The organism is Rhizobium alarense (genome assembly GCF_021555155.1).
Taxonomy (GTDB): domain Bacteria; phylum Pseudomonadota; class Alphaproteobacteria; order Rhizobiales; family Rhizobiaceae; genus Rhizobium_D; species Rhizobium_D alarense.
The window spans coordinates 14,404-29,055 of record NZ_JAKGBU010000010.1 but is presented as its reverse complement, the minus strand read 5'-3'; the positions used below and the strand labels follow the sequence as shown (position 1 = coordinate 29,055).

Here is a 14,652-nt window from a genome sequence, read left to right as displayed (position 1 = left end):
GATCCGTTGAGAGACAGCCCGATCAGCCGTAGCGATAGGGCTTGCCGGCCTTTTCCATGTCGGCATTGTATTTCTTGAGAATCTCGACGACCTTCGCGGTGCGCGGCGTCTGCTTGGCAACCTCTTCCCAGAAGACATGGGCCGCGTCCTCGACCGTCTTCCATTCGGCGTCCGGAATGCTGGTGAGCTCCAGGCGACCGCCCGCGGCGCGAAGCTTGGCCTCACCGCCCCAGTACCAGTGCAGGCGGTGATAGTGCGAGGAATCCATGCACATCTGCCAGAGTGTCTTCAGATGTTCCGGCACTTCGGCCCAGCGATCGGCATTGGCGAAGAACGAGCCGCACCAGCCGCCGGACACATTGTTGGTCAGGAAGTACTTGGTGACGTCCACCCAGCCCGAGGTGAAGACCTCGGTGATGCCCGACCAGGCGATGGCATCGATTTCACCCGTCTGCATGGCGACCGGAACGTCCTCGAAGGGGATCGTCACCGGTACGACGCCGAACTGGGCGAGGAACTGGCCGGCTGTCGGGAAGGTGAAGACGCGAAGACCCTTCAGGTCCTCCATGCTCTTGACCGGCTTGTTGGTGGCGAAGTTGCACGGATCCCAGGCGCCGGCCGACAGCCACTTGACGCCGCCGACTTCCGAATAGGCTTCATCCCAGATCTCGGCCAGGCCGTATTCGTAGAACAGTGTCGGCACGTCGATGCCATAGCGCGACGCAAAGGGGAAGTAGCCGCCGAAGACCTTGATGTCGACCGGCGAGTTCATCGAATCGTCGTCGGACTGGACTGCGTCGATCGTTCCGGCCTGCATGGCGCGGAAAAGTTCGCCGGTCGGCACGAGCTGGTCGGCGGTGTAGAGCTGTATTTCCATCTCGCCATTCGCCGCCTTGTTGAAGGCGTCGACGGACGGCTTGATGACAAACTCGGCCAGAGCAGCACCGGCATAGGTCTGCAGCCGCCAGGTGATCTTCTTGTCCTGCGCCTTGACATAGGGCGAGGCAAGCATAGCGGGGCCGGCCAACGCGGCGGTGGTACCGGCTTTTCTCAGAAATTCGCGTCTGTTGGTCATTGTCTTCTTTCCCTCTGTTGGTTGGATGCGCTGCCGCCGGTCTTTTTATTGTCGGCTGCGGGCGCGGCTGAAATTCTCGACCCGGGTACCTTAACTCCGGGCATTATCCCCGCACGTAAACGTGCTCCGGCAGCCAGAGCGCGATCTGCGGGAAGGCCATGACGATCGCCAGCCCGATCATCATGATGATGACGAACGGCACGATCGAACGATAAATGTCGATGAGCGAAATCTCCGGCGGGGCCATCGCCCGCATCAGGAACAGGTTGTACCCGAACGGCGGTGTCATGTACGCGATCTGGCAGGTGATCGTGTAGAGCACGCCGTACCAGATGAGATCGAAATCGAGCGCGCCGACGAGCGGAATGTAGAGCGGCGCGACGATCACGAGCATCGCCGTGTCGTCCAGGAACGTCCCCATGATCAGATAGGAGATCTGCATCAGGATCAGGACTTCCCATGGGCCAAGACCCCAGGTGTCGAGGAACAGGAACTTGATCGCATTCACCGCGCCGAGACCGTCGAAGACTGCGCCGAAGCAGAGCGCGGCCATGATGATCCACATGAACATGCAGGAAATCCCGAGCGTCTGCTCGATCGTGCTGTTCCAGATCTTCTTCGTAAGGCGGCGCTTGTAGACAGCGGCCGCGAGCGCCGAGAGAGCGCCGACCGCGGAGCTTTCCACGAGGCTCGTCACACCCAGCAGGAACAGGCCCATCATCAGAAAAAAGATCATGAAGGGCAGGATGCCGGCACGCAGCAACTTCAGCTTCTCTGCAAGCGGCATGTCACGCTCCTCCTTCGGAAGAACGGGCCCGAGCTGCGGTTGAAGCCGGCAGCGGATCACGACATAGATGATGAAAAGCGCCGCCAGCAGCAGCCCCGGAAACACGCCGGCGAGCCAAAGCTTGCCGACCGGCTGGCGGGCGATCATGCCGTATAGGACGAGCACCACGCTCGGCGGAACCAGAATGCCGAGTGACGAACCCGCCTGGATGACACCGGACACCATGATCTTGTCGTAACCTCGCCTGAGCAGTTCGGGCAGCGCGATCGTCGCGCCGATCGCCATGCCCGCGACCGACAGGCCGTTCATCGCCGAAATGATGACCATGAGGCCGATCGTGCCGATGGCAAGCCCGCCCGGAATGCCGCCCATCCAGACATGGAACATCTTGTAGAGATCTTCCGCGATACCGGATTCGGAGAGCATGTAGCCCATGAAGACGAACATCGGCAGGGTCAGCAGCGGATACCATTTCATCAGCTTCATCGAAGCAGAGAAACCCAGTTCGAACCCGCCGTTGCCCCACAGAAACGCAGCGGCCACCACGGCGACGAAACCGATCGCCCCGAAGACGCGCTGACCGGTCAGCATGGTCAGCAGCATCGACAGGAACATGAAAAGCGCGATCATTTCATAGCTCATTGGATCGGCCTCCCGATTGCGACGGCCAGATCCTTGATGAAGATCGACGTTGTCTGAAGCAGAGTAAGGGTGATGCCGATCGTCATGATGATCTTGATCGGCGCCATGTAAGGCGACCAGGCCGAGTAGCTCGTCTCGTTGAACTGGATGGCGTAGGTCGTGCTCGCGATGCTGCCGTAGAGCAGGAAACCGAGATAGACGAAGAGCATGACGATGGTCACGGCATCGACGGCGGCTTTCGTCCTGGGGGACCACCGGCCATAGACCAGGTCCATGCGGACATGGCTGTCCATCTGCAGCGAATAGGCGCCCCCGAGCAGGTAATAGGCGGCCATCACGAACTGCGCCATCTCAAGCGTCCACATCGACGGCAGAAGGAACGTCTTCGAAACGGACGAATAAATCAGGATGCCCATCATCACGACGATGAGGTACATGGTCGCGCGTCCGACCCGGCGGTTGACCGTGTCGACGATGCGGACATAGCTCTTGACGAATTCAGGCATTGCCCCTGCCCCCTTCGATGGGAACGGGATCAACTGCCGGGCAAATCCCCCGGTGATACAACACAAGCATCTGCTCGGCCCTTCCAGTTTCTGTTCATCCTCGTCTCCTCGGACATGTCGTTCCCACGGGTCTTTTTATGATTGATCCGCCGGAATGCTCGCCACGAGCAGTCCGGTCAGATAGTCGGCCACGACCCCCTGGCCAATTTCTTCCTTGATGAGATCGTTGCGGATCTCGATCATGACGTTGAGCAGGCCGTTTGCAAGGCCGTGCTCCTTCAGCGTGTGCGTGACGCCGTCCTCCGGCCCGTAGGGCTCGTTGCGGCGGATGTCGTAGAGCATGTTTTCGCCGGCAGCGGCGAGCATGCCGTCCGCAAGGCGGCTGTCGGCATCGTGCAGGATGCCGATCTCCACCGTGCGGTTGCGCCCAAAATAGACGGGTGTGAAGCTGTGCATCGTGACGATGACCGGCGCACGGCCGGCGGCGATGCGCTGGCGCACGAGCGCCGAAAGCCCTCCCCGGAACGGGACGTAGAGGGCATCCGTGCGGGCCTGCCGGTCGGCAACGCCCAACTTCGCATTGCCCGGCACCGCATAGACCTCGCTCGTCTCCGGTATGGCGGCGGGCGATTCCGGCGGGCGGTTGCAATCGTAAACGAGGCGCGAGAAGCGCTGGAAAAAGAGGGTCGCGTCGAGGCTCCTGGCCATCAGGCGCGCAACGGCCAATGCACCTGGATCCCAGGCGATGTGGCTTTCGAGCGCTTCTCCCGACAGACCGAGCGTGCCGAGCGACTGCGGCATGCGTCGTGACGCATGTTCGCAGACAAGGATCACCCTGCTGCGGCCGTCCGCATTCTCGATGGCGACCGGATCGCCTTCCTCGACGCTCAGAATTCCCACGAAGCCGTTCCCCTTGATCGGCCGTCCATTTCTGAAAAGAATTCTTCAACATTTGGGCATCTGTCAACGGTGTTCTGAAAAATTCTCTTCAAAAAAAGCATTGACTCCGATCGGGGCAGCGATGTTTAATTTTAGAAAATCCGGCAAAGACCGGACGCAGGGGAACAATTTTGACGCTCGATCAGGCATCCATGACGGTGTCGGATGTGATCAATGCCCGCTACGACGCGCTGACACGCGCCGAGAAGCAGCTGGCGGGATCGCTGCTCGACAACTATCCGGTCTCCGGCCTCGGAAGCATCACGACGGTGGCCGAGAACGCCGGCGTTTCGACGCCGACCGTCGCGCGGATGGTGCAAAAGCTCGGTTTTCGCGGCTTTCCCGATTTTCAGACCCGCTTGCACCACGAACTTGAGGCGACGCTTTCCAACCCGATCACCAAGCATGACCGCTGGGCGAGCAATGCACCCGGAACGCATATCCTCAACCGCTTCGCCGACGCGATCACCAGCAACCTGCGCCGAACGCTCTCGCAGCTCGACGCCGCCGACTTCGACGGTGCCGCTGACCTCATCGCGGACCGCAATCGCAGCGTCTATATCGTCGGCGGCCGCATCACCAAGGCGCTGGCCGACTATCTCTTCACCCACCTGCAGGTGGTTCGCCCCGGCGTGACGCAGATCGCCTCCAACCCCAGCTCCTGGCCGCAATACGTGCTGAACATGGTGCCGGGCGACGTGCTGGTGATCTTCGACATCCGCCGGTACGAACAGGAGATGGAGACGCTCGGCCGGATCGCGCGGGAACGGGGCGTCGAGATCGTGCTCTTCACGGACCAGTGGGCGTCGCCCGTCGCCAAGGCGGCGACCCGCGTGTTCCGCGTCCAGATCGAGGCGCCGTCGGCCTGGGACTCGTCCGTCGTCACCCTGTTCATCGTCGAGGCGCTGATCGAAACGGTCCAGAGCGCGAGCTGGGATGACACCCGCGACCGCATGAAGGAGCTGGAGGGCCTGTTCGAGGCGAGCAGGCTCTTCCGGAGGCCGCGCTGAGCCGGGAATGCCGGACGGGAAAAACCGAAATATTACTGTCACATAAGGTTCATCTGCCACCGCTATCAGCTTCGCCGACATGGAATGACACGCAAAAGGAGAACACCCGTGATGTCACAGACCAAACGCCTGCTTTGCCTCTCCACGGCCATCGGCATGGCCCTGTCCTCCACCGCCGCCTTCGCCGAGCCGAGCGCCGAGCTCATCGAAGCCGCCAAGAAAGAAGGCATGCTGACGACGATCGCACTTCCGCACGACTGGTGCGGCTACGGCGCCGTCATCGAGTCCTTCAAGGCGAAGTACCCGGAGATCCAGGTCAACGAACTGAACCCCGACGCCGGCTCCGCCGACGAAGTGGAAGCCATCAAGGCCAACAAGGACAATATGGGCCCGCAGTCGCCGGACGTCGTCGACGTCGGTCTCGCCTTCGGCCCGCAGATGAAGGCCGAAGGCCTGCTGCAGCCCTACAAGGTCTCGACCTGGGACGAGATCCCGGAAAACGTCAAGGACGCCGAAGGCTACTGGTACGGCGACTACTATGGCGTGATGTCGCTGCTGGTGAACAAGGACCTGGTTTCCAACACGCCGGCTGACTGGGCCGATCTCCTGAAGCCGGAATATGCCGGCCAGGTGGCTCTCGCAGGCGACCCGCGCGCCTCGAACCAGGCGATCCTCGGCGTTCTCGCCGCCGGCATGGCTTCGGGCGCGGCCGCCGGCAAGGATGCCGGCGAGGCGGGCCTGAAGTACTTCGGCGACCTCAACAAGGCCGGCAACTTCGTTCCGGTCATCGGCAAGTCCGGCACGCTCGCCCAGGGCGCAACCCCGATCGTCGTCATGTGGGACTACAACGCGCTTGCCGCCAAGGACACGCTTGCCGGCAACCCGCCGGTCGAGGTCGTCGTTCCGGCATCGGGCGTGCTCGCCGGCGTCTATGTTCAGGGCATCTCGGCCTTCGCACCGCATCCGAACGCCGCCAAGCTCTGGATGGAACACCTCTATTCCGACGACGGCCAGCTCGGCTGGCTGAAGGGCTATTGCCACCCGGCACGCTTCAACGCCATGGTCAAGGCCGGCAAGGTTCCGCAGGAAATGCTCGACAAGCTGCCGCCGGCCGAATCCTACGAAAAGGCCTACTTCCCGACGCTGGAAGAAGTCGACGCCAACAAGGCAGCCGTGACCGGCGGCTGGGACTCGGTCGTCGGCGCCAACGTCCAGTAAGCGCCGATGCCTTCACCGCCCCGGTTTCGGCCGGGGCGGTTCTCCCCTCCCGATAAGCCCGCCCATGAGGGGCGCGGATACGAGGCAAAGTTTATGTCTTTGCAAAACATAAAACCCGACCAGCCGTCGAAAGCACCCTTCCGCCTCCCGCTGCACTGGCTCGGCATTCTCCCTTTTGCAATTTTTGTTCTCCTGTTTCTGATCCTGCCGACGATGCGGATCGTCCTCGGCGCCTTCCAGACGCCGGACGGCAGCTTCACGCTCGCCAATATCCGCGGTCTTTTCACGGACTCGATCCTCGCCGCCTACTGGATCTCGATCAAGATCAGCATCGCATCCGCAGTGCTCGGCTGCGCGATCGGCTTCGCCGTCGCATCGGCGGTGGTGCTGGGCGGTCTTCCCCAGGCGATCCGCGGGCCGCTGCTGACCTTCTCCGGCGTCGCCTCGAACTTCGCGGGCGTGCCCCTCGCCTTCGCCTTTCTGGCGACGCTCGGCCCCGTCGGTCTCGTCACGGTCTTCCTGAAGACCCAGCTCGGCATCGACCTGCGCCTGCTCGGCTTCAACCTGCTCTCCTTCTGGGGGCTGACGATCACCTATCTGTTCTTCCAGATCCCGCTGATGATCCTCATCATCACGCCGGCGCTCGACGGGCTGAAGCGGGAGTGGAGAGAAGCGGCATCCATCCTCGGCGCCACCAATGCGCAATATTGGCGGCTGGTCGCCTTCCCGATCCTGCTGCCGTCGCTGCTCGGCACGCTGGCGCTGCTCTTCGCCAACGCCTTCGGAGCGGTCGCGACCGCCATCGCGCTCACCGGCTCGTCGCTCTCCATCGTGCCCATCCTGCTCTTCGCCCAGATCCGCGGCGACGTGCTCGGAGACCCCCATCTCGGCTACGCGCTCGCCTTCGGCATGATCGTCGTGACCGGCATCGCCAACGCGATCTACATCTGGCTGCGCGCCCGCAGCGAAAGGTGGCTCAAATGAAGAAGCTCTGGGCCTGGGGAGCGCTCATATTCGGCCTCCTCTATTTCACCCTGCCGCTCGTCGGCATGACCAACTTCTCGCTCAAGATGCGGCGCGGCGAATATTCCTTCGACGCCTATGCCAAGGTGCTGGGCGATCCGCGCTTCCAGGAGACCTTCGGCTACTCGGTGATGCAGGCGCTCTTCACCATCGTCTTCGGCATCCTGCTCGTCGTGCCGACCGCCTACTGGGTGCGCCTCAAGCTGCCGGGTCTCAGGCCCTATATCGAGTTCGTGACGCTGCTGCCGCTCGTCATTCCGGCGATCGTCATCGTCTTCGGCTATATCCGGCTCTACAACACCTCGAGCTGGCTGCCGCTGACCGGCTCGACGATCGGCACCAACATCCTCCTGATGTTCGGCTATGCGACGCTGGCGCTGCCCTACATGTACCGGGCGGTTGACACGGGCCTGCGCACCATCGACGTCGCAACCCTGACGGAAGCGGCGCAGAGCCTCGGCGCGGGCTGGACGACGATCCTTGCCCGCATCATCCTGCCGAACGTGCTGGTCGCGGTGCTGTCCGGCGCCTTCCTGACCTTCGCCATCGTCATCGGCGAGTTCACCATGGCGGCGCTGCTCAACAGGCCGGCCTTCGGTCCCTACATGCAGCTTCTCGGCGCCAACCGTGCCTACGAGCCGGCGGCACTTGCCGTCATCGCCTTCGGCATCACCTGGGGCTGCCTCGGGCTGATCCAGCTGGTCTCCCGTTTCCAGAAAACCGCGCCGCGCCAGGCCTGAGGATTTTTTCGTATGAGCTTTTTGACGCTGAGCAATATTCAAAAGTCGTTTGGGCCGGTGCAGGTCGTGAAGGACTTCAACATGACGATCGAGAAGGGCGAGTTCGTCTCCTTCCTCGGGCCGTCCGGCTGCGGCAAGACCACCGTGCTGCGCATGATCGCCGGCTTCGAGAGCCCGTCGGGCGGCACCATCGCCATCGACGGCAAGAGCCAGCAGAACCTGAAGCCGAACCAGCGCAACATCGGCATGGTGTTCCAGGCCTATGCGCTGTTTCCCAATATGAACGTCGCCGACAACGTCGCCTTCGGCCTCAAGATCGCCGGCCGGCCGAAAGCCGAGATCGATGCCCGCGTCAAGGAGATGCTGAGCCTCATCCACCTCGACCATCTCGCCGAGCGCTACCCGTTCCAGATGTCCGGCGGCCAGCAGCAGCGCGTCGCGCTCGCCCGGGCGCTCGCGCCCAAGCCGCAGGTGCTGCTGCTCGACGAGCCGCTGTCGGCGCTCGACGCCAAGATCCGCGTCTCGCTGCGCGAGGAAATCCGGATGATCCAGCAGCAGCTCGGCATCACCACGGTCTTCGTGACGCACGACCAGGAAGAGGCCCTGTCGATCTCGGACCGCATCGTCGTGATGAATGCCGGCCGCGCCGACCAGATCGGCAAGCCCGCGGAGATCTACAACCGGCCGGCGACCCGCTTCGTCGCCAATTTCGTCGGCACGCTGAACCTCATCGAGGCGAAGGTGGTCGATCCGGCCGCCAACCGCGTCACGATCGGCGATCAGGGCGTGACGCTGCGCGAATCGATCGGCGGCGCCAAGGCCGGTGACACGCTGTCGCTGGCGCTTCGCCCAGAAAGCGGATCGATCGCTCCCGACGCCAAGGGCGATACCGCCCTGTCGGGCAAGGTCGTCTCCTCGAACTTCCTCGGCTCAGTCATCCGCACGCGCATGGACGTCGGCGGCCATGTCATCTCGTTCGACATGTTCAACAATCCGGGTATCGCCCCGCCGTCTGCCGGCCAGACGGTGGCGCTGAAATTCACCGCAAGCGAACTGCTTGTGATCCGCGACTGAGCAAGCCCGCCCTTCTAAGATCAACATACTCGTGCTACAGTTGATTGGAAGCAGGGGGACCAAACATGTCGTTGCAGGCTTGTTCAATTTGGTTTGTTTCGTTGGCCATGTTCGGGACCAACCTGACGCCTGTGTGTGCGGAAGCTTGTGATACGACTAAGTTCGATGCGACCCCGCCTAGCGCAATTGTTGGACACGTTAACAGCGGGAGTGCCGAATTCACGTGGGCCTCTGATGTAGACAAAAGCACTTCAGTTAGTTGGGTATGGAATTACATTCTCAACAGCCATAAATCCTCCCACATAAACGTAAGCTGGCCGAAGGCAAACATTAAGATTCCTATAGCATCGCCACTCTCGCCAGGCGGAATATATTGCAATACATATCCTATCTCCAACACAAGCGAGTCCGAAATTGACGACGACGCTCCACTTATATACGGAGCCAACAACACTGTTCAGAATACGGCAGTTTACAAAAAGGCGGAAGTAGAAAAATCTGAAATTAATAGAAATAGAAGCTCGATTACGACAAGCTACACTCGCAACGGACAAACAATAACAGTTAGTTTTTACGCCAACTATGACGTATCCGAAGGTGGGTATATCTCAAATTTTGAATTAATTTCTGACAGCGGTTATTATGGAGTAGTGCAAAATATTTCTGAAATTTGGTCCCATGAGGCAATAGATGAAATTTCTAGCAGAAATACAAATCAAATTGGCGAATTTTATTTTATTGGAAACGAGAAATTTGGGATTGGGGATAATTATCTGGAGGACTGGGCAGGATGGCTCAAAGAATCGCCGATAAGTAAAAAAAATGAAACCAGCCTCGTAGTATATGGAAAAGCGATCGACAACATAAATGGAAAGATCTCCATTGAGAACGCACAAAGGGATGTGATAATTTTAGATAGCAATAATAAGCCAGTAACGACCGGCACAATCACCCTCCCAGTATTAAAATGAAAACTTTTTTATTTACGATTGTAGCGACGTGCGGCTATTTTTTTAGTCAAATAAGCCTCCCAGTTCCAAATGGTCTCGAGATAATACACTACATATCAGCAATTGGCCTGCTCTCCGGATACGGCATATCGGCAGAAATGCTGAATATAAGCTTTTGTCCTCGATCGAAAATAATCATATTTTTGTTATTGTCCCTGACTGGAGTCGGAAGTTCGGCCTTATACTATTATCTATCGAACGGCATTCTGCAAAAATTTTCTTTTATTTTAATTTGTATTCTAGCATACTTATTGATGTTTAGCATTTCATCTATAATTACACTTTGTGGAAAATCCCCTATCGAATGACTATTGATTCCAAGCTTGATTTCGCAAAGCACACAATTTAGCTTGCCGTCGTTCTCAGGGCGGGGCGAAATTCCCCACCGGCGGTATCGGGCAAGGCATGTCGCCATGTTGCGCCCGGAGCCCGCGAGCGCCTTCCGGTGAAACGGAAGGGTCAGCAGATCCGGTGCGATGCCGGAGCCGACGGTTACAGTCCGGATGAAAGAGAGCAGGCAGAAGGCCCCCGCGCGCCATGCGGGTTAAGCCTCCCTGCATGTTCGCCCAAGGGCACCGTTGAAAAATGGCTCAACCCTTGAAAGGCCACGACATGACCATCAATACCAATCCAACCACGAAGATCGCTGTCATCCGCGCCCGCTGGCACGCCGGTATCGTCGATCGCTGCGTGGAGTCCTTCGTCGCCGAATGGGCAGCGCTTGGCGGCCGCGCGGATGATGTCGAGATCGTCGACGTGCCGGGCGCGCTGGAAATTCCGCTGCACGCCCAGCTGCTCGCCCGTACCGGCCGCTATGCGGCGATCCTCGGCGTCGCCCTCGTCGTCGACGGCGGCATCTACCGCCACGATTTCGTCGCCGGCACGGTGGTCGACGCGATCGTGCGCGTCGGGCTTGAGACCAACGTGCCCGTGCTCTCCGCGGTGCTGACGCCGCACAACTTCCAGGAGTCGGATGCCCATATCGCCTTCTTCCGCGACCACTTCGTGATCAAGGGCAGGGAAGCGGCCAACGCCGCCCGGCAGATCATCGATGCGAGGGCGAAGGCGGCGATGGCCGTCGCCTGACGTTCGCGGTCGGGAACCATATTCGCGGACGAAGCGGTTGCCGCCCCCTCATCCGCCTGCCGGCACCGTCTCCCCGCCGGGGAGAAGAACCCACACCGGACCGTCCGGCACAACGTCAGCCGTCGGCAACGGCATCGCAACGGGCCTCTTCTCCCCACCGGGGAGAAGGTCGCGGCAGCGGGATGAGGGGGCGGCACGACCACAGTGCGGAATGTGAATCACCACATCAACAAGCGGAATCAACCTTGCAGACGACGGCGCCAACCGGCTGAAATCCTTTCCAGATTCCAGAATCGAGAACGCCGGGCATCGCTGCCTGGCGTTTTGTGTCAGGCATGCCTGAGAGAATCCCCGTCCGGCGCCTCAGGCCTTGCCTGTATCCAGCCGGTCGATCGCCTTGACGTTGTCGGCCGACGAGCCGTTCGGATCGAATTCCGATTCCAGCCACTTGTCGACGATCGCCTTGGCGAGTTCCGGGCCGATGACGCGGGCACCCATGGTGATGATCTGCGCGTTGTTCGACTTGGCGGCCCGCTCGGCCGAATAGGTGTCATGCGTCAGCGCGGCGCGGATGCCGGGGACCTTGTTGGCCGAGATCGAAACGCCGATGCCGGTGCCGCAGACGAGGATGCCGCGCTCGTTCTCGCCCGCGACGATGGTCTCGGCGAGCTTCTTGGACAGGTCGGCGTAGAAGCCGGACTGACTGAGATTGGCGACAGTGACGTCCGTCTTCGTGGCGAGATGGGCTTCGATGACGTCGAGCAGCGGCTTGCCGGCGCTGTCGGCTCCGATGGCGATTTTCATGGGATGGTTCCTTCCTGATACCGTTGAACTAGATGGCTTTGGAAACGCGGGAGAGGATGTCGAGATACCCCTCGACCGCCCAGGCCGAACGGCCGATGAAGAGGCCGTCGATATGCGGCATGGCGATCAGCTCCTCGCAGTTGCCGGGGTTGACGCTGCCGCCGTAGAGCACCGGAATGCGGCGCCCGAGCACGCCTTCGGCGACCTCGGCGATCATCGCATGGCGCTCGTCGGCATAGCCGGCCGTGGCGGGAATGCCGTTGACGCCGATTGCCCAGACCGGCTCGTAGGCAAGCAGGATCTCGGCCACCCTCGCCTCGCCTTCGAGCCATTCCAGGGCGCCTTCGACCTGCCGGCGGAGCACCGCGTCGGCGCTGCCCGCCTCGCGCTCGGCAAGCGTCTCGCCGATGCAGATGAGCGGGATCAGGCCGTGGCGGACGGCGGCTGCCGTCTTCAGTCCCACGGTCCGGTCCGTCTCGCCGAAATGCTCGCGCCGCTCGCTGTGGCCGAGTTCGACGATGTCGAGCTTGCAATCCGTCAACATCACCGGCGAGACCTCGCCGGTCCAGGCGCCCGCATCGTCCCAGTGCATGTTTTGCGCGCCGACCTTGACGCTGGTGCCGGCAAGCGCCGTCTTCACCTCGCGCACGGCGGTGAACGGCGGGATGACGAAGCGCTGGACGCGGGCGTCGCGTTCACCGTCGGCCGCCTTGAGCGCCGCGGCAAAGGCAAGCCCCTCCGCCAGAACCTTGTTCATCTTGAAGCTCGTTCCGACCCAGAGGTCCGGTTTCGTCATGCCGCCTGCTCCGATGTGTCCCTGTCCGTCGTCATGAGGGCAACGCCGGCCTCGGCGAGCGGCTGTCGGGCGGCATTGCTCACCGCCGCTCCCGTCAGCACTGCGTCGAAGGCGTCGAGACCCGTGAAAAAATGCAGCGCCTGCCGCCCGAACTTCTCATGGTCGGCGAGCAGGTAGCGCCGCCGCGCCGAACGCAGCATCTGCCGCTTGATCTGGATGACCTCCTGGTCCTGGTGGAAGGCCTGCGCGCCCTCGATCGCCGATGTCGAGAGAAAGGCCGCGTCCGCGCGCAGCGTCTTCAGCGCCTCCTCCGCGACGATGCCGAAGAAGCCGTTGAACTTCTTGCTGAACTGCCCGCCAAGCGAAATCAGCGTGATGCCGGCGATGCCGGCAAGCGTGTTCATGACAGAAAGATTGTTCGTGATGACAGTCAGCGGACGAAGGCCGAGCAGCAGCGGCGCCATCGCACCGACCGTCGAACTGTCGTCGAGGATGACGATCTGGCCGGGTTCGATCAGGCCGGCGGCGAGTGCCGCGATGGCGCGCTTCTCGGCAAGACCGATGCGTTCGCGGTAGCGGAAATCGCTTTCGAACTGCGGGCTCGACTCGATCGATGCGCCGCCATGGACCTTGCGCAGGAGACCGGCCTGTTCGAGGTCGTCAAGATCCCGGTGGATGGTCATGCGGGAGACACCGAACCGGTTGGCCATGTCCTCGACCGAGGCACTGCCCGCCTCCAGAAGGAGGTCCATGAGGCTCTGGCGTCTGTCTTCCGGTTTCATGCGACTTTCGCAGCCTTCAGGGCGCGCCCTTCCGATCCGATGGCGTGGCCGTGAGATTTCTCCCGTCCACGGTCGCAATGTAACATTAACATGTGACTTTTCAATGTTACATAAGTCGATAATGTGAAGATTTACCGTGACGCCAACAAAAAGCACCCCTGCCCCGCCGGCAACGGGAACAGGGGCGAAGAGCGGATGAGCGCCGTCTCTAAAACGCTCCCCCGCGGGGAAGGTCAGTGCCGGTTGAAGCCGGTGTCGATATGGGGCTCCCAGAATTCGACGGACTCCCGGATCATCTCGACCACGCGATGGTCGGTCGGCTCGCGTTCGCGGAACGACAGTTCGAGGCAGATCTCGTTGTCCGTGCCGCCGCCCCGCCGGACGGCGTCGAGCAGCCTTTGCGGCTGGATGCGTCCGTCCGCGTTGTACTGCGCGGTAAACGGCCAGTGGCCGCCCTTGTTCATCGACGACTGCTTGACGTGGATGATCGGCGAGCGCGGCGGAAATGCCTCTGCCCAGGCATAGGGGTCGACGTCGGCGGGGTCCGGCGAGGTCACGTCGCCATGGTCGATATCGACCATCATCAGGAAGGGCAGCGCCAGGCCCGATGCCGCCAGCCGCGTGTCCAGCGCCCGGCATTCGGCGATCGTATGGCCGAACTCGCGCCCGACCGACATCGGCTCCCAGAAGATATAGTCGAGTCCTGCCGCCTTGCCGTGCTCGGCGACCTCCGCCCAGCAGTCGATGGCGACCGTCATCAGGTCCTCGCGACGCGCCGGGTCGTCATAATCCTTGTGCGTGAAGATCGCGAACTGCGTGCCCATGCCGGCCGCGCCGAGTTCGGCGGAAATGTCGGCAAAGGTCTTGAACCAGTCGATATAGTAGCGCCGGACATCGGCATCCGGATGGCCGAAATGGTTGAGCCGGCCATAGGGCCCGGTCATGCCGGAGGTCACCTTGACGCCCGTCCGGTCGAGTGCCCGGCGGAAGGCGCGCAGCTGTTTCGCAATTGTCGCGGCCGGCCAGCCCGGATTGACGAATTCATGGGTAAGCTGGACATGACAGACACGGATTGTCTCGGCGATCGTGTCGATCAGGTCGTCGGCCTCGGCGAAGCGGTTCACCAGCGGGTTCGTGTTGAGCGAGAGCGTGAAGGGCAT

General features: G+C 61.3%; 15 protein-coding genes and 1 riboswitch. Of the genes, 7 read left to right on the top strand and 8 right to left on the bottom strand.

From position 1 onward, the window contains the following. Window positions 1-22: 22 nt before the first annotated feature. The 4 genes from LXM94_RS05060 to LXM94_RS05045 form a co-directional block, all read right to left on the bottom strand. Window positions 23-1,075, bottom strand: a complete 1,053-nt coding sequence (locus LXM94_RS05060; protein ID WP_235770069.1) for a TRAP transporter substrate-binding protein — start codon at window positions 1,073-1,075, stop codon at window positions 23-25. 103 nt (window positions 1,076-1,178) lie between these two features. Continuing rightward, window positions 1,179-2,504, bottom strand: coding sequence for a TRAP transporter large permease (locus LXM94_RS05055; protein WP_235770068.1), 1,326 nt, complete (start codon window positions 2,502-2,504; stop codon window positions 1,179-1,181). Continuing rightward, window positions 2,501-3,010 (bottom strand): TRAP transporter small permease subunit, encoded by a 510-nt coding sequence (locus LXM94_RS05050; protein ID WP_235770067.1) that lies wholly within the window; start codon window positions 3,008-3,010, stop codon window positions 2,501-2,503. The genes LXM94_RS05055 and LXM94_RS05050 overlap by 4 nt, the downstream gene beginning before the upstream one ends. A 135-nt stretch (window positions 3,011-3,145) precedes the next feature. Continuing rightward, window positions 3,146-3,910 (bottom strand): N-formylglutamate amidohydrolase, encoded by a 765-nt coding sequence (locus LXM94_RS05045; RefSeq protein WP_235770066.1) that lies wholly within the window; start codon window positions 3,908-3,910, stop codon window positions 3,146-3,148. A 191-nt stretch (window positions 3,911-4,101) separates the two neighbouring features. Between LXM94_RS05045 and LXM94_RS05040 the strand changes: the two genes are divergently transcribed. The 7 genes from LXM94_RS05040 to LXM94_RS05010 all read left to right on the top strand — a co-directional run bounded on the left by LXM94_RS05040 (window position 4,102) and on the right by LXM94_RS05010 (window position 11,110). Further along, the gene (locus tag LXM94_RS05040; protein WP_408015587.1) at window positions 4,102-4,959 is read left to right on the top strand and encodes a MurR/RpiR family transcriptional regulator; all 858 of its coding nucleotides are present in this window, start codon (window positions 4,102-4,104) and stop codon (window positions 4,957-4,959) included. A gap of 111 nt (window positions 4,960-5,070) precedes the next feature. Continuing rightward, complete coding sequence (locus tag LXM94_RS05035) at window positions 5,071-6,177, top strand: ABC transporter substrate-binding protein (protein ID WP_408015586.1); 1,107 nt, start codon at window positions 5,071-5,073, stop codon at window positions 6,175-6,177. Between the two features lie 93 nt (window positions 6,178-6,270). Next, complete coding sequence (locus LXM94_RS05030; RefSeq protein WP_235770063.1) at window positions 6,271-7,161, top strand: ABC transporter permease; 891 nt, start codon at window positions 6,271-6,273, stop codon at window positions 7,159-7,161. Continuing rightward, window positions 7,158-7,940: an ABC transporter permease gene (locus LXM94_RS05025; protein WP_235770062.1), complete on the top strand. Its 783-nt coding sequence runs from the start codon at window positions 7,158-7,160 to the stop codon at window positions 7,938-7,940. Before LXM94_RS05030 ends, LXM94_RS05025 begins: the two co-directional genes overlap by 4 nt. Window positions 7,941-7,952: 12 nt before the next feature. Further along, on the top strand, window positions 7,953-9,014 hold the full coding sequence (locus tag LXM94_RS05020) for an ABC transporter ATP-binding protein (RefSeq protein WP_235770061.1): 1,062 nt from the start codon (window positions 7,953-7,955) through the stop codon (window positions 9,012-9,014). A 65-nt stretch (window positions 9,015-9,079) separates the two neighbouring features. Beyond that, window positions 9,080-9,985, top strand: a complete 906-nt coding sequence (locus tag LXM94_RS05015; RefSeq protein ID WP_235770060.1) for a hypothetical protein — start codon at window positions 9,080-9,082, stop codon at window positions 9,983-9,985. A 393-nt stretch (window positions 9,986-10,378) separates the two neighbouring features. Beyond that, window positions 10,379-10,543: riboswitch (FMN riboswitch) on the top strand. 93 nt (window positions 10,544-10,636) lie between these two features. Continuing rightward, complete coding sequence (locus LXM94_RS05010; RefSeq protein WP_235770059.1) at window positions 10,637-11,110, top strand: 6,7-dimethyl-8-ribityllumazine synthase; 474 nt, start codon at window positions 10,637-10,639, stop codon at window positions 11,108-11,110. Between the two features lie 363 nt (window positions 11,111-11,473). Here LXM94_RS05010 and derI read toward each other — a convergent pair whose 3' ends face one another. The 4 genes from derI to LXM94_RS04990 all read right to left on the bottom strand — a co-directional run bounded on the left by derI (window position 11,474) and on the right by LXM94_RS04990 (window position 14,652). Continuing rightward, complete coding sequence (gene derI, locus LXM94_RS05005; protein ID WP_235770058.1) at window positions 11,474-11,914, bottom strand: D-erythrulose-4-phosphate isomerase; 441 nt, start codon at window positions 11,912-11,914, stop codon at window positions 11,474-11,476. A gap of 28 nt (window positions 11,915-11,942) precedes the next feature. Further along, window positions 11,943-12,710, bottom strand: coding sequence for a triose-phosphate isomerase (locus tag LXM94_RS05000; RefSeq protein WP_235770057.1), 768 nt, complete (start codon window positions 12,708-12,710; stop codon window positions 11,943-11,945). Beyond that, entirely contained in the window at window positions 12,707-13,492 is a 786-nt protein-coding gene (locus LXM94_RS04995) for a DeoR/GlpR family DNA-binding transcription regulator (RefSeq protein WP_235770056.1), read from the bottom strand. The genes LXM94_RS05000 and LXM94_RS04995 overlap by 4 nt, the downstream gene beginning before the upstream one ends. 233 nt (window positions 13,493-13,725) lie before the next feature. Beyond that, window positions 13,726-14,652 (bottom strand): sugar phosphate isomerase/epimerase family protein, encoded by a 927-nt coding sequence (locus tag LXM94_RS04990; protein WP_235770055.1) that lies wholly within the window; start codon window positions 14,650-14,652, stop codon window positions 13,726-13,728.